16 protein-coding genes are annotated in these 17,217 nt (G+C 74.2%); 10 read left to right on the top strand and 6 right to left on the bottom strand.

Translation table 11 applies throughout. From position 1 onward, the window contains the following. Positions 1-59 precede the first annotated feature (59 nt). Complete coding sequence (locus IE251_RS23355; RefSeq protein ID WP_189754959.1) at positions 60-641, top strand: GNAT family N-acetyltransferase; 582 nt, start codon at positions 60-62, stop codon at positions 639-641. 136 nt (positions 642-777) lie between these two features. Here the strand turns inward: IE251_RS23355 and IE251_RS23350 are convergent, their stop codons facing one another. Then, complete coding sequence (locus IE251_RS23350) at positions 778-1,629, bottom strand: siderophore-interacting protein (RefSeq protein WP_189754958.1); 852 nt, start codon at positions 1,627-1,629, stop codon at positions 778-780. Positions 1,630-1,776: 147 nt separating this feature from the next. After that, entirely contained in the window at positions 1,777-2,697 is a 921-nt protein-coding gene (locus IE251_RS23345) for a 5'-3' exonuclease (RefSeq protein WP_189754957.1), read from the bottom strand. Positions 2,698-2,850: 153 nt separating this feature from the next. On the opposite strand from IE251_RS23345, the gene IE251_RS23340 reads away from it, so the two are divergent. The 4 genes from IE251_RS23340 (at position 2,851) to IE251_RS23325 (ending at position 7,435) form a co-directional block, all read left to right on the top strand. Further along, positions 2,851-3,927, top strand: a complete 1,077-nt coding sequence (locus IE251_RS23340) for a quaternary amine ABC transporter ATP-binding protein (RefSeq protein WP_189754956.1) — start codon at positions 2,851-2,853, stop codon at positions 3,925-3,927. Next, the gene (locus tag IE251_RS23335) at positions 3,920-5,734 is read left to right on the top strand and encodes an ABC transporter permease/substrate binding protein (protein ID WP_189754955.1); all 1,815 of its coding nucleotides are present in this window, start codon (positions 3,920-3,922) and stop codon (positions 5,732-5,734) included. Before IE251_RS23340 ends, IE251_RS23335 begins: the two co-directional genes overlap by 8 nt. A gap of 383 nt (positions 5,735-6,117) precedes the next feature. Then, complete coding sequence (locus IE251_RS23330) at positions 6,118-6,690, top strand: helix-turn-helix domain-containing protein (RefSeq protein WP_189754954.1); 573 nt, start codon at positions 6,118-6,120, stop codon at positions 6,688-6,690. Between the two features lie 22 nt (positions 6,691-6,712). Beyond that, a complete protein-coding gene (locus tag IE251_RS23325) occupies positions 6,713-7,435 on the top strand; it encodes a helical backbone metal receptor (protein ID WP_189754953.1) in 723 nt (240 codons plus the stop codon). Here the strand turns inward: IE251_RS23325 and IE251_RS23320 are convergent. Continuing rightward, on the bottom strand, positions 7,347-8,492 hold the full coding sequence (locus IE251_RS23320; protein WP_189754952.1) for a TDT family transporter: 1,146 nt from the start codon (positions 8,490-8,492) through the stop codon (positions 7,347-7,349). The genes IE251_RS23325 and IE251_RS23320 overlap by 89 nt on opposite strands. 70 nt (positions 8,493-8,562) lie before the next feature. Between IE251_RS23320 and IE251_RS23315 the strand changes: the two genes are divergently transcribed. Together IE251_RS23315 and IE251_RS23310 are read left to right on the top strand one after the other, a co-directional pair. After that, positions 8,563-9,486, top strand: a complete 924-nt coding sequence (locus IE251_RS23315) for a LysR family transcriptional regulator (protein WP_189754951.1) — start codon at positions 8,563-8,565, stop codon at positions 9,484-9,486. A 287-nt stretch (positions 9,487-9,773) separates the two neighbouring features. Then, the gene (locus IE251_RS23310) at positions 9,774-10,739 is read left to right on the top strand and encodes a phosphotransferase (protein ID WP_189754950.1); all 966 of its coding nucleotides are present in this window, start codon (positions 9,774-9,776) and stop codon (positions 10,737-10,739) included. Here IE251_RS23310 and IE251_RS23305 read toward each other — a convergent pair. Both IE251_RS23305 and IE251_RS23300 read right to left on the bottom strand, forming a co-directional pair. Continuing rightward, positions 10,708-11,394: a gamma-glutamyl-gamma-aminobutyrate hydrolase family protein gene (locus IE251_RS23305; protein WP_189754949.1), complete on the bottom strand. Its 687-nt coding sequence runs from the start codon at positions 11,392-11,394 to the stop codon at positions 10,708-10,710. The genes IE251_RS23310 and IE251_RS23305 overlap by 32 nt on opposite strands. A 109-nt stretch (positions 11,395-11,503) precedes the next feature. Then, on the bottom strand, positions 11,504-12,241 hold the full coding sequence (locus IE251_RS23300) for a FadR/GntR family transcriptional regulator (protein WP_189754948.1): 738 nt from the start codon (positions 12,239-12,241) through the stop codon (positions 11,504-11,506). A gap of 96 nt (positions 12,242-12,337) precedes the next feature. On the opposite strand from IE251_RS23300, the gene IE251_RS23295 reads away from it, so the two are divergent. The 3 genes from IE251_RS23295 to IE251_RS23285 are packed head-to-tail and all read left to right on the top strand — an operon-like array spanning position 12,338 to position 15,860. Next, on the top strand, positions 12,338-13,696 hold the full coding sequence (locus tag IE251_RS23295; protein ID WP_189754947.1) for a glutamine synthetase family protein: 1,359 nt from the start codon (positions 12,338-12,340) through the stop codon (positions 13,694-13,696). Positions 13,697-13,707: 11 nt separating this feature from the next. Continuing rightward, positions 13,708-15,081: an aldehyde dehydrogenase family protein gene (locus tag IE251_RS23290; protein ID WP_189754946.1), complete on the top strand. Its 1,374-nt coding sequence runs from the start codon at positions 13,708-13,710 to the stop codon at positions 15,079-15,081. Next, a complete protein-coding gene (locus IE251_RS23285) occupies positions 15,078-15,860 on the top strand; it encodes a 3-oxoacyl-ACP reductase (RefSeq protein ID WP_189754945.1) in 783 nt (260 codons plus the stop codon). Before IE251_RS23290 ends, IE251_RS23285 begins: the two co-directional genes overlap by 4 nt. A gap of 6 nt (positions 15,861-15,866) precedes the next feature. Here the strand turns inward: IE251_RS23285 and IE251_RS23280 are convergent, their stop codons facing one another. Further along, positions 15,867-17,069: an amino acid deaminase/aldolase gene (locus IE251_RS23280; RefSeq protein ID WP_189754944.1), complete on the bottom strand. Its 1,203-nt coding sequence runs from the start codon at positions 17,067-17,069 to the stop codon at positions 15,867-15,869. Between the last annotated feature and the right edge of the window lie 148 nt (positions 17,070-17,217).

Here is a 17,217-nt window from a genome sequence, read left to right as displayed (position 1 = left end):
ACCCGGGAGTGAGCGGAAAAGGGTGGGACCCAGGGCGTGGACCCGGCAGGATGTGGATCATGCCCTTTCTCATCAAGCCGGTCCTGACCGCCGGCGCCCTGGCCGGGGCTCCGCAGCCCACCCTTGCCGCCGCCGACGGCCTGGTCCTGCGTCCCTGGCGGGCCGAGGACGCGCCCGCCGTGCACGCCGCCTTCCAGGACCCGGCGATGCACCAGTGGCACATGAGGGCCTGCGACTCCGAGGAGGAGGCCGCCGGCTGGATCACGCAGTGGCAGGCGTCGTGGGCGGGCGAGAACGAGGCGCAGTGGGCCGTCGTGGACGAGCGGACGGACGAACTGCGGGGCCGGGTCGCGCTGCGGCAGATACTGCTCGGGGCCGGCGTGGCCGAGGTGGCGTACTGGACGGTGGCGCGGGCGCGGGGGCAGGGTGTCGCCGCCCGGGCCGCCGCCGCCCTGTCCCACTGGGCCTTCGAGGAGATCGGCTTCCACCGCCTCGAACTCTTCCACGCCACCGTCAACGAGGCGTCCTGCCGGGCCGCCGCCAAGGCGGGCTTCGCCCTGGAGGGCACCAAGCGCAGCGCCCTCCTGCACCCGGACGGCTGGCACGACATGCACTTCCACGCGCGGGTGCGGGGGGACTGAGCCACCCCTGGTACGGGGCGATCGCGGCGGCGCGGTGAAGAGGGCCGGTGAAAGCGACGGCACCTCATGGTGGGTGCCGCCGCCCGGCGTGCTCAGGCGCTGCCCGGCCCGGCTGATGAGGGGGGCGTCCCCTCGCTCACGCCGCAGCCGTCGCCGTGTCGCCCTCCTGCTCGGCTTCCACCCGGGCGTTCCACTCGCGCTTGGAGGCCTGCCAGCCGTCCTCGTTGTGGCCGAGGCGCCAGTAGCCGGAGATCGACAGGTCCTCGCGGGGGATCTGGCGCTCGATGCGCAGCAGCCGGCGCAGTTCCTTGACGACGCCCGCCTCGCCGTGCACGAAGGCGTGCACCCGGCCCTCGGGGAACTCGAGCCCGCGGACGGCCTCCAGCAGGGCCTCGCCCACCGGCCGGTCGCCGCGGTGCAGCCAGACGACCCGTACGCCGGTGTCGATCTTCTGCTCCTCCTCGGGGCCGGAGACCTCGATGAAGGCGTGTGCGCGGGCGCCGGCGGGGAGCGTCTCCAGGGCACGGGCGATGGCCGGCAGCGCGCTCTCGTCGCCGGCGAGCAGATGCCAGTCGGCCTCCGGGTCGGGCGCGTACGCGCCGCCGGGACCCATGAAGCGCACGGTCTCGCCGGGCCGCACGCGGGCGGCCCAGGGGCCGGCCAGGCCCTCGTCGCCGTGGATCACGAAGTCCAGGGTCAGCTCGCCCCGCTCCGCGTTCCAGTCGCGCACGGTGTACGTCCGGGTCACCGGCCACTGCTCGCGCGGGAACTCGGCGCGGATCCGCTCCAGGTCGAAGGGCTCGGGGTAGCTCACGCCGTCGGCGCCGAACAGCAGCTTGACGTAGTGGTCGGTGCAGGTGTCCGCGGCGAATCCGGCGAGACCCGTGCCGCCGAGCACCACACGCTGCATGTGCGGGGTCAGCCGTTCGGTGCGCACGACCTGGGCGGTAAGGGGCTTGCGCGGCTTTCGTCCCGGGCGCTCTGCCATGACGGCCTCCTGGCGGTTGGTTAGGTTTACCTAAGTTAACACCTCGGTCGGGTCAACACCCCTCTCAGGGACGCCGATGAGAGTCTTTTGCCGGAACCTTTCGTTCGATGTCGCCCGACCCGCCCCCTCAGCCCCCTCCGTCCCGGCTCAGCCCGTCAGTGTGGTCAGCAGGCGCTCCAGCGAGCCACCGAGCCCCCACCGGCGCGCCAGCCCGGCCAGCGCCGCCGGATCGCGCGGGGCGTCCGGCAGGGCCGTGCCGACCTCCGGCAGCGGCACGTCGTCGGCCACCCGCACCACCTTCGGCGCGACCGCCAGATACGGCCGGGCCTCGGTCAGCCGCTTGCGCTGCGACGGCGTCAGCTTCGCCCCCGGGTCGTCGACCGCGGCCATGATCCCGGCCAGGTCGCCGAACTCGGCGAGCAGCTTGGCGGCCGTCTTCTCGCCGATCCCGGCCACGCCCGGCAGACCGTCGCTGGGGTCGCCGCGCAGCAGCGCCAGATCCGCGTACCCGCGCCCGTCGACGCCATACTTCTCGCGCAGCACCGCCTCGTCGGTCACCTGGAGCGTGCCGACGCCCTTGAGCGGATACAGCACCCGGACCCCGCGCTCGTCGTCCACCAGCTGGTACAGATCGCGGTCGCCGGTGACGATGTCGACCGGGCCCCGGGCCCGCGCGGTGAACGTGCCGATCACGTCGTCCGCCTCGTACTCCGCGACGCCCACGCGCGCGATGCCGATCGCGTCCAGCACCTCCTCGATCACCGGCACCTGCGGGGCCAGGGTGTCCGGCACCTCCTCCGCGTCCGGCGCGCCGGTGTGCTCCTCGGCGACCCGGTGCGCCTTGTAGGTGGGGATGAGGTCCACCCGCCACCGCGGGCGCCAGTCGGCGTCCATGCAGGCCACCAGGTGGTCCGGCCGGTGGTCCTTGACCAGCCGGTCGATGAAGTCGAGCAGCCCGCGCACCGCGTTGACGGGCGTGCCGTCCGGCGCGCGCACCGAGTCCGGGACGCCGAAGTAGGCGCGGAAGTACAGCGAGGCGGTGTCGAGAAGCATGAGTCGTCCGGTCACGCACGCATCATGCCGCACGGCACCGACAGCGCCCGCGGACCGGGAACGCGTTGCGTGACGCGCACTGCCGTGAACCCCGCCACTTGCGGGTTTGCCCAAGCTTGACCTGGGGAGGCGCGGCCTCTGTCCTGTCCCCGGAGACGAGAGGTGCGCGTGTCACCCAGGCTTGAGGCAGAGCATCTGTTCAAGGTGTTCGGAAGACGACCCGACGACGCGGTGGAGCGGCTGCGGCGTGGCGCCGACCGGGCGGAGCTGCGCGCGGACGGCGCGACGGCCGCCGTGATCGACGCCTCCTTCAGCGTCGAGGCCGGCGAGATCTTCGTCGTGATGGGACTGTCGGGCTCCGGCAAGTCCACCCTGCTGCGCATGCTCAACGGGCTGCTGGAGCCGACTGCGGGCAGCGTGCGCTTCGACGGGCAGGACCTGACCGCGCTCGGCGACCGGGCGCTGCGCGAACTGCGCTCCAGGAAGATCAGCATGGTCTTCCAGCACTTCGCGCTGTTCCCGCACCGCAGTGTCCGCGACAACGCCGCCTACGGCCTGGAAGTGCAGGGCGTGCCCCGCGCCGAGCGCGAGCGCCGCGCCGACGAGGCGCTCGCCCTGTGCGGCCTGGCCGGCTGGGAGTCCTCCTGGCCCGACGAGCTGTCCGGCGGCATGCAGCAGCGCGTCGGCCTGGCCCGCGCCCTCGCCACCGACGCGGACCTGCTGCTGATGGACGAGTCCTTCAGCGCCCTGGACCCGCTGATCCGGCGCGACATGCAGGACCAGCTGCTGGAGCTCCAGAAGACCCTGAAGAAGACGATCGTCTTCATCACCCACGACCTCAACGAGGCCATGCGCCTCGGTGACCGCGTCGCCGTCATGCGGGACGGCCGCATCGTGCAGACCGGTACCGCCGAGGACATCCTGCTGCGCCCCGCGAACGACTACGTGGCCTCCTTCATCCAGGACGTGGACCGCTCCCGGGTGCTGACGGCGGGCGCCCTCATGGACACCTCGGTGACCGCCGACGCGCCGCTGTGCGGCTGCGAGACGGCGACCCGCGAGACGCCGTTCACGGAGCTGTGCGCGCTCAGCGCCCGGCTGTCCCACCGGGTCTCGGTGGTGGACGGCGCGGGCCGGGTCGTCGGGGTGGTGCCACGGCAGCGCCTGCTCGGCTTCCTCGGCGACGAGGCGACCGCCCCCGTGGCCTGCGACAACCCCGAGGGGAAGGTGATCAGCCATGCCTAGGATCCACCTCGGCGACTGGGTCGACTCCGGCGTGGACTGGCTGGTCGGCCACCTCTCCTGGCTGTTCGACGCCGTCAAGGCGGTCATGGAGGGCATGTACGACGGCCTCGACACCCTGCTGGCCGCACCCCAGCCGCTGCTGATGGCCGGCATCCTCGCCGTCGTCGCCTGGTGGCTGCGCGGGCTGCTCGCCGGTGTCCTCGCCTTCGCCGGGTTCGCCCTGGTCGACTCGCTCGACCTGTGGGACCGGGCGATGTCCACCCTCGCCCTGGTCCTGGTGGCGACCGTGATCGCCCTGGTGATCTCCCTCCCGCTGGGCGTCTGGGCCGCCCGTTCCAAGGCGGTCAGTGCCGCCGTACGGCCGGTGCTGGACCTGCTCCAGACCATGCCCTCGATGGTGCTGCTGATCCCGGCCATGCTCTTCTTCGGGCTGGGCACCGCCGCCGGCGTGGTCGCCACCCTGATCTTCGCGCTCGCCCCCGGCGTCCGCATGACCGAGCTGGGCATCCGCCAGGTCGACGCCGAACTGGTCGAGGCCGCCGAGGCGTTCGGTACGACCCCGCGGAACATCCTGTGGCGGGTCCAGCTGCCGCTCGCCCTGCCGACCATCATGGCCGGCGTCAACCAGGTGATCATGCTGGGCCTGTCCATGGTCGTCATCGCCGGCATGGTCGGCACCGGCGGCCTCGGCGGCGCCGTCAACGAGGCCATCGGCCAGCTCGACATCGGCTACGGCTTCGAGGCGGGCGTCGGCATCGTCGTCCTCGCCATCTACCTGGACCGGGTCACCGGCGCGCTCGGCACCCAGCTCTCCCCGCTGGGCCGCAGGGCCGCCGCGAAGGCACGCACGCGCGCGTGGTCGTACCGTCCGCGCCCGGCCGTCGCCCTCGCCGGCGTGGTCGTCCTCGCCCTCGTCGCGGGCGGACTCGGCGTCTTCGGTCCCTCCGCGGGCACCTCCGAGGCCTCCGGCACGGACGTCGGCAAGGGCAAGGAGATCCGGATCGGCTACATCCCCTGGGACGAGGGCATCGCCTCCACGTTCCTGTGGAAGGAGATCCTCCAGGAGCGCGGCTTCAAGGTGAGCACGACCCAGTACGCGGCCGGCCCGCTCTACACCGGACTCGCCACCGGCCAGCTCGACTTCCAGACCGACTCCTGGCTGCCCACCACGCACGCCGAGTACTGGACGAAGTACGGCAAGCAGCTGGACGACCTCGGCAAGTGGTACGGCCCCACGTCCCTGGAGCTGTCCGTGCCCTCCTATGTCAAGGACGTCGATTCCCTGGCCGACCTCGAGGAGCACGCCTCCGAGTTCGACGGGAAGATCATCGGCATCGAGCCCAGCGCGGGCATGATGAGCCTGCTGAAGAGCACGGTGCTGAAGGAGTACGGCCTCGAGGGCACCTACGACGTGGTCGACGGCTCCACCCCGGCCATGCTCGCCGAGCTGAAGCGCGCCTACGCCCGGCACCAGCCGGTCCTCGTCACCCTGTGGTCGCCGCACTGGGCGTACAGCGACTACGACCTGAAGAAGCTCAAGGACCCCAAGGGCGCCTGGGGCAAGGGCGACGGCGTGCACACCCTCGCCCGCAAGGGCTTCACCGCCGACAACCCGCTGGTCGGCCGGTGGCTGAAGGACTTCTCGATGACCGAGGAGCAGCTGACCGGCCTGGAGGCCCGCATCCAGAAGGCCGGCAAGGGCAAGGAGCAGGACGCCGTCCGCGGCTGGCTGCGCGACCACCCCGGTCTGGTCGACAAGTGGGCCCCCGTCGCCAGGACCGGCACCCACAGCGAGGCGGCCGGGTGACCTGACCGGCCCGGACCGCCTCCCGAGGGGCGGGTGCCGCCGGACGCGTGACCGCGACCGGTGCCGCCCGCCCCTCGGGCTTTTCCGGCGACGACACACTTCCGGCCAATCACCTGGCGTGACGACCCCTGGCCCCGGCCCCCGGCCGGGCCCGGCCGGTCGGTGTCTTCATCCGCCCGGAGCACCGGCGCCGGAGCCCGTTGCCACCCCGGGATACTGGCGCGAACAGTGAGGGTGGAGGATCAGGGAGATGTCGGGGATGTGACAGGCACGTGAAACGGTTTGCCGAACATGCGTAGGGTGCAGAGAAGTCATCAGAAGAGGGGCGCCCCGTAAGGGGCACCCGGACAGCGGTACGACGAGTGAGGGAGGGAGCCGGAGCGATGGGCGACCACAAAGAGCAGCAGCCCGTGCGGGTGGGCGCGGCCGTCCGGCGGCGCCGCCGCGCGCTGGAACTGACCCTCGCCGTCGTGGCCGAGCGCAGCGGCCTGTCGGTGCCCTTCCTCAGTCAGGTGGAGAACGACCGGGCCCGCCCGAGCAGCACCTCCCTGGAGAAGCTGGCCGACGCCCTGCGCACCACGGCCGTCGAACTCCTCGCCGCCGCCGACCCGGCGGCCAGCGTGGACGTGGTGCGCGCCGAGCCGGTCGCCGAGGGCGACTTCGACCCGCGCACGCGCGCCCTGGTGCGCGGCCACCACCAGCTGCACGCCTCCGAGTTCACCGGCGACCACGACGCCGGCCGCGAGCTCCAGCACCGCAACGACGAGCTGATGTACGTCGCCGACGGCGCGGTGGAGATCGAGGCGGAGGGCCGCGCCTACCGCCTCGGCCGGGGCGACACCCTGTATCTGACCGGTGGCGTCCGGCACCGCTGGCGGGCCACGGTCCCCGACACCCGGATCATCGTGGTGGCGGTCGCCGAGCACATCGAGGCCGTCCAGAACAAGGCCCGCTGAGCGGCGGGCGGAAGGCGGCGCCGTGACGCGGGTGGTCTCCCTGGTCCCCTCCCTGACCGAGGCCGTCGCGGTGACACTGCCCGGCGCCCTCGTCGGCGCCACCGACTGGTGCACCCACCCGGCGGACCTGGACGTCGCCCGGATCGGCGGCACGAAGAACCCCCGGCTGGACCGGATCGTCTCCCTCGCACCGGACCTGGTGATCGCCAACGAGGAGGAGAACCGCGCCGCCGACCTCGACGCCCTGCGCGCGGCCGGCCTCGAGGTCCTGGTCACCGAGGTACGGCGCGTGCCGCAGGCCTTCGGCGAGCTGGACCGGGTGCTCACCGCGTGCGGTGCCCCGGGCCGGCCCGGCTGGCTGGACGCGGCGGAGCGGGCCTGGGCGGCGCTGCCCGAGCCCGCGGAGCGTACGACGGCGGTCGTGCCCGTCTGGCGCCGGCCCTGGATGGTCCTCGGCCGGGACACCTTCGCGGGTGACGTCCTGGCCCGCCTCGGCGTCGACCATCTCCACGCCGGCCACCCCGACCGCTATCCGCGCGTCCCGGTGACCGAGCTGCGCGCGGCGGCCCCGGACCTGGTCGTCCTGCCCGACGAGCCCTACCGCTTCACCGCCGACGACGGCCCCGAGGCCTTCCCCGGCCTGCCCTGTGCCCTGGTCAGCGGACGGCACCTGACGTGGTACGGGCCGTCCCTGACGCGAGCACCAAGGGTGCTGGCCGAGGCCCTGCGAGCAGCTCGCCGCTGAGCAGGCCGCGCACGGTGCCGCGGGCCGCCGCGAGCCAGGCCGCCACCAGGACGACGTACAGACCCACGGCCAGCGCCTCGTACACCGCCAGACCGGTGTGCCGGGCCAGGGCGGCCGCGCCGGTGACACAGGTGCCCACCGGGAAGGTGAACGCCCACCAGGTCAGCGCGAACCCCATCCCGTGCCGCCGGGCCCGCACCACGTGCGCGGTCGCCAGCGCCAGCCAGAGCAGCGCGAACCCCATCACGGGCACCCCGTACAGCACGGCGAAGACCGCGAGGCCACCGTCGTAGGGGGCCGGTACGACCCCGGGCGCGGCGTCCGCGATCACCCCCGTGGCGGTGGCGGACTGCCCGAGCGGGCCGAGCACCAGGAACAGGGTCGGGGTGAGCGCGAGCGGCAGCGGCCCGGCGGTGATCAGCCGGGCGAAGACGAGCGGGAGCATCAGCAGGACGGCCAGCAGGCTCACGCCGAACAGCGCGAGGCAGGCCAGCAGCAGGGTCTCCCGGGGCTGGCCCGGCGGCAGATGCGGGACCAGCGCCGGGCCGCACGCGGCCGACACCATGGGCGCGACCAGCGGCAGCAGCCACACCGGGCTGGCCTGGCCGGGCTCGACCCGGTGCCGTACGGCCATCAGGTACGGCACGGCGACGGCGGCCCCGAGCCCGGCCGCCGTACCGGCGGTGTACAGCACGGTGTCCAGGGCGACGGCCGCGCGGGTGCCGATCACGTCCCGGCCGGCCGTCAGGGCGCCGCCGCCCACCGACAGCAGCGCCATCGCCAGGCAGGCGTGGAAGGGGGCCATGGCCGGGTCGAGGAGGTGGGCGCGGGCCTGGTCGCGGTGGCGGGCCCAGTGCACGGCGCGGGCGGCCAGCAGGGCCACGAGCAGCAGCAGCGACAGCACCCAGAAGGCGGCAAAGACGGCGCGCGGCCCGTTCGCCGGCGCGGGCAGCGCGACACCGGCGGAGCCGACGACGGCGGTGCCCATCACGGAGGCGTACCAGTTGGGGCCGAGGTGTCTGACCGGCGACGTGCGGGGCTGGGCTGCGGGGATCATGCGCCCACCGTCTCCCGGTGATTCCGCCCTGACCAGGGAGTTCCTGTCTATGAGGGCATAAGCTGGTCTTATGAGCAGGGCCGAGGGACAGCGGGAACGCACGGAATCTCTGGCGCACCGGGTGCCGGACCTGGCCGCGCTGGAGCTGCTGCTCGCGGTGGCGCGGCTGGGCAGTCTGGGCGCGGCGGCCCGCGAGGTCGGCATCACCCAGCCGGCCGCGAGCAGCCGGCTGCGCTCCATGGAACGGCAGCTGGGCGTGGCCCTCGTCGACCGCTCCCCGCGCGGCTCCCGGCTCACCGACGCGGGCGCCCTGGTCACCGACTGGGCCCGCCGGGTGGTGGAGGCGGCGGCCGCCTTCGACGCGGGCGCGCGGGCGCTGCGGGACCGGCGCGACTCCCGGCTCCGGGTCGCGGCCAGCATGACCATCGCCGAGTACCTGCTGCCCGGCTGGCTGCTCGCGCTGCACGCCGAGCGGCCCGACACGGCCGTCTCGCTGCTCGCGGGCAACTCGGCGAAGGTCGCGGAGCTGCTGCTGGCCGGGGAGGCGGACCTCGGGTTCGTGGAGGGCCTGAACGTGCCGACCGGCCTGGACTCCACGGTCATCGCCCATGACCGGCTGATCGTCGTCACCGCGCCCGGCCACCCGTGGGCGCGGCGCCGGCGGCCCCTGACGGCGGCGGAGCTGGCCTCCACCCCGCTCATCCTCCGGGAGCGCGGTTCCGGCACCCGTCAGGTCCTGGACGCGGCGCTCGGCGGTCTGGCCCGCCCCCTGATCGAGCTGTCCTCGACCACGGCGGTCAAGGCCTCCGCGGTCAGCGGCGCGGGCCCCTCCGTCCTCAGCGAACTGGCGGTGGGCGAGGAACTGTCCCTGCGCCGCCTGGTCAGCATCCCCGTGGAGGGCGTCCCCCTGCGCCGCGCCCTACGAGCGGTCTGGCCCACCGGCCACCGCCCCACAGGCCCCGCAAGAGAACTCCTGTCACTCACACGAGCGTGAGCCCCGGAAGGAGGGGGTGCGGGGAGAACGGCGCGCCCAGCCACGACGCACCCGCACCAGACGACGGCGAGACACCCCGGAAGGGGCGCGGGGAACGGCGCGCCCAGCCACGACGCACCCGCACCAGACGACGGCGAGACACCCCCCGAAGGGCGGCGCGCTCGGCCACGAACCACCCGCACCCGGCGAACAACGACCTACACCCCACGACGCGCCTCCGCGCCCAACCCACCCGCCCCCAAAAAAGAGGTGGCCGAACCCTCCGCCCCCCGACACCATGGCTGCGCATGACCCTCACCGCTCCGCCCGCCGCAGGCGTCCGCGCCTCCTGGGAGACCCTCCCGGCCGTCGTCCGTGACGCCGTCGGCGACGTGCTGGGCGGCCCGGTGGTACGCGCCGTGACCCAGCCCGGCGGCTTCTCCCCGGGCGTCGCGGCCCGGGTCCGCACCGCCACCGGCCGCACCGGCTTCGTCAAGGCGGTGAGCGCCGAGGCCAACCCGCACAGCCCCGGCCTGCACCGCAAGGAGGCCCGGCACGCCGCCGCGCTGCCGGCCGCCGTGCCCGCGCCCCGGCTGCTCGGCTCGTACGACGACGGCACCTGGGTGGCGCTGGTCTTCGAGGAGGTGGCGGGCCGCCAGCCGCACGTGCCCTGGCGGCCGGCGGAACTGCGCCGGGTGCTCGACGCCGTGACCGTGCTCGCCCGCACCGACGCCCCCGAGGTCGACGCCCCGCCCGTCGCCGAGGACCTGGCCGACGCCTTCTCCGGCTGGCGCCGGCTGGCCGACGGCGAGGCCGGTGACGTACGGGGCCGGCTGGGCGAGTGGACCGCCGGCCGGCTGCCGGAGCTGGCCGCGCTGGCGGCCGGGTGGGCCGAGGGCGCGACCGGGGACACCCTGGCCCACGGCGACCTGCGCGCGGACAACATCCTGCTCGCGGACGACGGAGGCGTCGTCTTCGTGGACTGGCCGCACGCCCTGCGCGCCGCGCCCTGGTTCGACCTGCTGGTGATGCTGCCGTGCGTGCGGGCGCAGGGCGGACCGGACCCCGACGAGGTGTTCACCGCGCACCCGCTGGGCCGGGCCGCGGACCCGGCCGCCGTGACCGCGGCGCTGGCCGCCCTCGCCGGCTACTTCCTGCGCGGCTCGCTGCAACCGGCCCCGCCCGGCCTGCCCACCCTGCGCCCCTTCCAGCGCGCCCAGGGCGACGCGGCCCTGGCCTGGCTCAGGAAGCGGCTGCGACCAGGGCGCGCATGACCCGCAGGTCGTCGCTCTGCTCGGGGTGCCACTGCACCCCGAGCACCCAGCCCCGGTCGGGGGGCAGCTCCACGGCCTCCACGGTGCCGTCCGCCGCGTAGGCCGAGGGCACGAGCCCGGCGCCGAGCCGCTCCACCGCCTGGTGGTGGTGCGTCGGCACGGTCAGCTCGTCCGGGACGATCCCGCCGTACAGCGTCCCCGGCACCGGCTTCACCGGGTGCCCGCCGAACACGCCGACCCTCTCCACGTGCCCGTCCAGGTGCTGCACCAGCGTGCCGCCCAGGGCGACGTTCAGCAGCTGCATGCCCCGGCAGACGCCGAGCAGGGGCACGCGCGCCGCCAGCGCGGCCTCGATCAGCGCGAGTTCCCAGGTGTCCCGCTCGGGCGCGGGCGGCCCGGTGCGCGGGGAGCGCTCGGCGCCGTACCGGGCCGGGTCGACGTCCGGGCCGCCCGCGATGACCAGGGCGTCCAGCGGGGCCAGTGCCGCGGCGGCCCGTTCGGGCGCGTCCGGCGGCAGCAGGAGCGCCACCCCGCCGGCCCGCTGCACGAGCCGTGTGTACGCGGTCGGCAGCAGCACCGCCTCCAGTGCCCACACCCCCCAGCGCGCGCCGGGCTCCAGATACGTGCTCACGCCGATCAGCGGCCGTGCCGTCATGCAGCCCTCCCCGGGATCCCGGCGGTCGTCGTCCCACCGTGCTCGATCACGGCGCCCGCTTCAAGAGCGCCTCTGCAAAGGTGTCCACTCGAACCTTTGTATGGCCGGGTCAGGTGAGGAAGCCCCGCAGCAGCGCCGCCGTGCCCGCGCAGTGCTCGCGCATCATCTCCCGGGCCCCGTCCGCGTCCCCCTCCAGCACCGCCTCCACCAGCGCGGTGTGCTGCCGCTGGGAGTGCTCCAGGTTGCGCACCAGCAGCGGGATGCAGTCCAGCAGGTCGTTCACGGTGGCCCGGACCGCCGCGTAGCGCGCGGCCAGCGACGGCGAGCCGCACAGCTCGGCCAGCGTCAGGTGCAGCAGCGTGTCCGCCCGCCGGTAGTCCGTGAGCGGGGCCTCGTGCGTGCGCTCCAGCGCCTCGCGCAGCCGCCGCGCGCCCTCCCCGGCCAGCCCGTGCGCCGCGCACAGCCCGGCCGCGCCCACCTCCAGCACCTCGCGGAAGCGCAGGACGTCCTCGATGTCGACCCCGGCCACCCGGCGCCGCAGCTCGTCCTCGCCGCCCGCGTCCGGACGCGGCAGCACAAACGTTCCGCCGTACCGCCCGCGCCGCGCCTGGACCAGCCCCTGGTCCTGGAGCACCTTCAGCACCTCGCGCAGCGTCACCCGGCTGATCCCGAGCCGCTCGGCCAGCTCCCGCTCGGCCGGCAGTCGCCCGCCGTCCGGTACCAGGCCCAGCCGGACGACCTGGAGGATCTGCTCCAGCGCCTCCTCGAAGCCGTTGCCCGCTCGCACCGGCCGCAGCACCGAGGCGAGCCGGTCCCGCGCCGTGTCCGGTCGCGCCTCCCGCGCCATCCGCCGTGCCCCCTTCCCAACCAATGGTTCCCGGCAATACCTTATGGCTCCCGGTCCGGCCGGGAAAAGCGCGTTGGCGCCGAAGGAGGCTCTCCCGTGGCAGACCGCACACCCCCGCTCAGCGTCGAGGAACTGCACGCGCTCGTCGCCGGCGGAGAGATCGACACCGTCGTCCTGGCCTTCCCCGACATGCAGGGCCGGCTCCAGGGCAAGCGGTTCGCCGCCCGCTTCTTCCTCGACGAGGTCCTCCACCACGGCACCGAGGGCTGCGACTACCTCCTCGCGGTCGACCCCGAGATGAACACCGTCGACGGCTACGCGATGTCCTCCTGGGAGCGCGGCTACGGCGACTTCGCCATGCGCCCCGACCCCGCCACCCTGCGCCGCGTCCCCTGGCACCCCGGCACCGCCCTGCTCCTGGCCGACCTCGCCTGGAACGACGGCACCCCGGTCGCCGTCGCCCCCCGCCAGATCCTGCGCCGCCAGCTGGAGCGGCTCGCCGCCCTCGGCTACACCGCCCAGGTCGGCACCGAGCTGGAGTTCATCGTCTTCAAGGACAGCTACGAGGCGGCCTGGGACGCGGGCTACCGCGGCCTGACCCCCGCCAACCAGTACAACGTCGACTACTCCATCCTCGGCACCGGCCGCGTCGAACCCCTGCTGCGCCGGCTGCGCAACGACATGGCCGGCGCCGGCCTCACCGTGGAGTCCGCCAAGGGCGAGTGCAACCCCGGCCAGCACGAGATCGCCTTCCGCTACGCCGAGGCCCTGCGCACCTGCGACCAGCACGCCCTGTACAAGACCGGCGCCAAGGAGATCGCCGCCCAGGAGGGCGTCTCGATCACCTTCATGGCCAAGTACAACGAACGCGAGGGCAACTCCTGCCACATCCACCTCTCCCTCGCCGACGCCGACGGCCGCAACGCGATGGCCGGCCCCGACGGCATGTCCGACGTGATGCGGCACTTCCTCGCCGGACAGCTCGCCGCCCTGCGCGACTTCTGCCTCCTGTACGCCCCCAACATCAACTCCTACAAGCGGTTCCAGCCCGGCTCCTTCGCGCCCACCGCCGTCGCCTGGGGCCACGACAACCGCACCTGCGCCCTGCGCGTGGTCGGCCACGGCCGCTCCCTGCGCTTCGAGAACCGCCTCCCCGGCGGCGACGTCAACCCTCACCTCGCCGTCGCCGGACTGGTCGCGGCCGGCCTGTACGGCATCGAGCACCGGCTCGAACTGCCCGAGCCCTGCCCCGGAAACGCCTACACCGCCGGGTTCGAACACGTCCCGACCACCCTGAGGGAGGCCGCCGGGCTGTGGGAGGACAGCCCGATCGCCAAGGCCGCCTTCGGCGACGAGGTGGTAGCGCACTACCGCAACATGGCGCGCGTCGAGCTGGACGCCTTCGACGCCGCGGTCACCGACTGGGAGCTGCGCCGCTCCTTCGAACGCCTGTGAAAGGTCACCACGTGTCCGACCCGAACGAGCTGACCGTCCTCAACCCCGCCACCGAGGAGATCGTCGCCACCGCCCCCGCCGCGAGCGAGGAGGACGTCGCCGCCGCCGTCGCACGGGCCGTACGGGCCCAGCGGACCTGGGCCGCCCTCGCCCCCGCCGACCGGGCCCGGCTGCTGCGCCGCTTCGCGGACGTGGTCGACGCCCGCACCGAGGAACTCGCCCGGCTGGAGGTCCGCGAGGCCGGGCACACCCTCGGCAACGCCCGCTGGGAGGCCGGCAACGTCCGCGACCTGCTCCTGTACGCGGCCGGCGGCGCCGAACGCCTGCTCGGCCGCCAGATCCCGGCACCCGGCGGCTGGGACGTCACCTTCCACGAACCCCTCGGCGTGGTCGGCGTCATCGCCCCCTGGAACTTCCCCATGCCGATCGCCGCCTGGGGCTCCTTCCCGGCGCTCGCCGCGGGCAACGCCGTCGTCCTCAAGCCCGCCGAGGCCACCCCGCTCACCGCGCTCCGCCTCGCCGGCCTGGCCCTGGAGGCCGGTCTGCCCGAACACCTCTTCCAGGTGCTGCCCGGCTACGGCACCACCGCCGGCCGCGCCCTGGTGGACCACCCGGACGTCGCCAAGATCGTCTTCACCGGTTCCACCCGCACCGGCCGCGAGGTCATGGAACGCTGCGCCCGCCTGGTCAAACCGGTCACCCTCGAACTCGGCGGCAAGAGCCCCAACGTCGTCTTCGCCGACGCCGACCTCCCCGCCGCCCTCGACCCGTTCTCCTTCCTCGACAACTGCGGCCAGGACTGCTGCGCCCGCACCCGCCTCCTGGTCCAGGAGAGCGTGCTGGACGAGGCCCGGGCCCTGCTCGCCGACGCGCTGGCCGCCGTGGTCGTCGGCGACCCGGCCGACGAGAAGACCCGGATGGGCCCGCTGATCTCGGCACGGCAACGGGAGCGCGTACGGTCCTACGTCCCCGACGACGCCCCGGCCCTGCGCGGCAGCGCCCCCGACGGCCCCGGCTTCTGGTTCCCGCCGACCGTGCTCACGGGGGAGCGGCACGACAGCCGGGCGGCCCGCGAGGAGATCTTCGGCCCCGTGGCCGTCCTGCTCCCCTTCACCGACGAGCAGGACGCCGTCCGCCTCGCCAACGACACCCCCTACGGTCTGTCCGGCTCCGTCTGGACCCGGGACCTGGGCCGCGCCCTGCGTGTCTCCCAGGCGGTCCGCGCGGGGAACCTGTCCGTGAACTCCCACTCCAGCGTCCGCTACTGGACCCCGTTCGGCGGCTTCAAGCAGTCCGGCCTCGGCCGCGAGCTCGGCCCCGACGCCCTGACCGCCTTCACCGAGACCAAGAACGTCTTCATCAGCACGGAGGGCCCCGCACAGTGACCGACAACCATGTCTGCCGCCGCCTGACCGGCCGTACCGCCGTCGTGACCGGAGCCGGCAGCGGCATCGGCCTCGCCAGCGCCCGCCGCCTCGCCTCCGAAGGGGCCCGCGTGGTCTGCGCGGACATCGACGAGACCACCGGCAAGGCCGCGGCCGGGGAGGTGGGCGGACTCTTCGTCAGGACCGACGTCACCGACCCCGACCAGGTCGAGGCGCTGTTCCAGGCGGCGTACGACACCTACGGCAGCGTCGACGTCGCCTTCAACAACGCCGGCATCTCCCCGCCCGACGACGACTCCATCATCGAGACCGGCCTGGAGGCGTGGAAGCGCGTCCAGGAGGTCAACCTCACCTCCGTGTACCTGTGCTGCAAGGCCGCCATCCCCTACATGCGGCGCCAGGGCAAGGGCTCCGTCATCAACACCGCGTCCTTCGTGGCCCGCATGGGCGCCGCCACCAGCCAGATCTCCTACACCGCCTCCAAGGGCGGGGTCCTCGCCATGTCCCGGGAACTCGGCGTGCAGTTCGCCCGGGAGGGCATCCGGGTCAACGCCCTGTGCCCCGGCCCGGTCAACACCCCGCTGCTCCGGGAGCTGTTCGCCAAGGACCCCGAGCGCGCCGCGCGCCGCCTGGTGCACATCCCCGCCGGCCGGTTCGCCGAGGCCGAGGAGATCGCCGCCGCCGTCGCCTTCCTGGCCAGCGACGACTCCTCCTTCGTCAACGCCACCGACTTCCTCGTGGACGGCGGCCTCACCGGCGCCTACGTCACACCCCTGTAGGACGCCTCACAGGAAGGTGTGCCCCTCACCCCGGTAGGTCGGCACGGTCGCGGTCACCGTGTCCCCCTCGATCAGGTGCAGCGCCTCGAACCGCTCGCACAGCTCGCCCGCCTTGGCGTGCCGGAACCACACCTTGTCGCCGATGAGCAGGTCGTCGGCGGGCGAGCCGAGCAGCGGGGTCTGCACCTCCCCGGGGCCCTCCTGCGGGTCGTACCGCAGCCCCTCGGGCAGATACGGCACCGGCAGCCGGTCGCTCCCGGCGGCGCCGGAGGCCGGATAGCCGCCGCCGAGCACGGTCACCACGCCCACACCGGGCCGCCGGACCACCGGTTGCGCGAACAGGGCCGCCGGACGGCCGGTGAAGGAGGTGTAGTTGTCGAACAGGCGCGGCACGAACAGCCCCGAGCCGGCGGCTATCTCCGTGACCGCGTCCTCGGCGGCGGTGTGTTGCACGCTGCCGGTGCCGCCGCCGTTCACGAACTCCAGGTCCGGGGCGACGGCCCGCACCGCCCGGACGACCGCGGCCCGCCGCTCGGCCAGCTCCCGCCGGGCGGCGGCCTGCATCAGCCGGATCGCCCGGGACCGCAGCGGCCGCCCCGCGACCGCGTCCCCGACCCCGGCGACATGCCCCTCGTACGCCATGATCCCCACCAGCCGGAAGCCCGGCCGCCGGACCACCGAGCGCGCCAGTTCGGCCAGTCGGGCGGGGGAGCGGATCGGCGAGCGCCGCGCGCCGATCCGCACCCGGCCGCCCAGCAGCCGCAGCGAGGTGTCCAACTCCAGGCAGACCCGCACGACTTCGCGCCCGCCGTCGCGGGCCGCGTCGATGAGGTCCAGGTGCGCCGGATCGTCGATCATCACGGTGACGGCACCGGCGAGCTTCGGATCGGCGGCCAGCTCCGCGAAGCGCGCCCGGTCGGCGGACGGATAGGCCAGCAGCACGTCCTCGAACCCCGACCGCGCCAGCCACAGCGACTCGGCCAGGGTGAACGACATGACGCCCCGGAAGCCGTCCTTGGCCAGGACCCGCTCCAGCAGGGCCCGGCAGCGCACCGACTTGCTGGCGACCCGCACGGGCTTGCCCCCGGCCCGGCGCAGCAGGTCGTCCGCGTTGGCGTCGAACGCGTCCAGGTCCACGATCGCGAGGGGGGCGTCGAGATGGGCGGTGGCCCGGTCGTAACGGGCCCGGGCGGCGGCAGGCGCAGTCATGGCGGAAGCCTGCCAGAGAGGATTACCGCAGGGTAGGGGACGTTCCGGGCAGATGCCCCGGGCACGCGGACCGGTTCCGTCCCGGCCCCCGGCAAGCCGTAGAGTGACGCGCACGTACGGCGGACCGCGCCCGGCGCACCAGGTGAAC

It is taken from the genome of Streptomyces eurythermus, from assembly GCF_014649115.1.
GTDB classification, from domain to species: Bacteria; Actinomycetota; Actinomycetes; order Streptomycetales; family Streptomycetaceae; genus Streptomyces; species Streptomyces eurythermus.
This window is presented reverse-complemented; position numbering and strand designations above follow the sequence as displayed.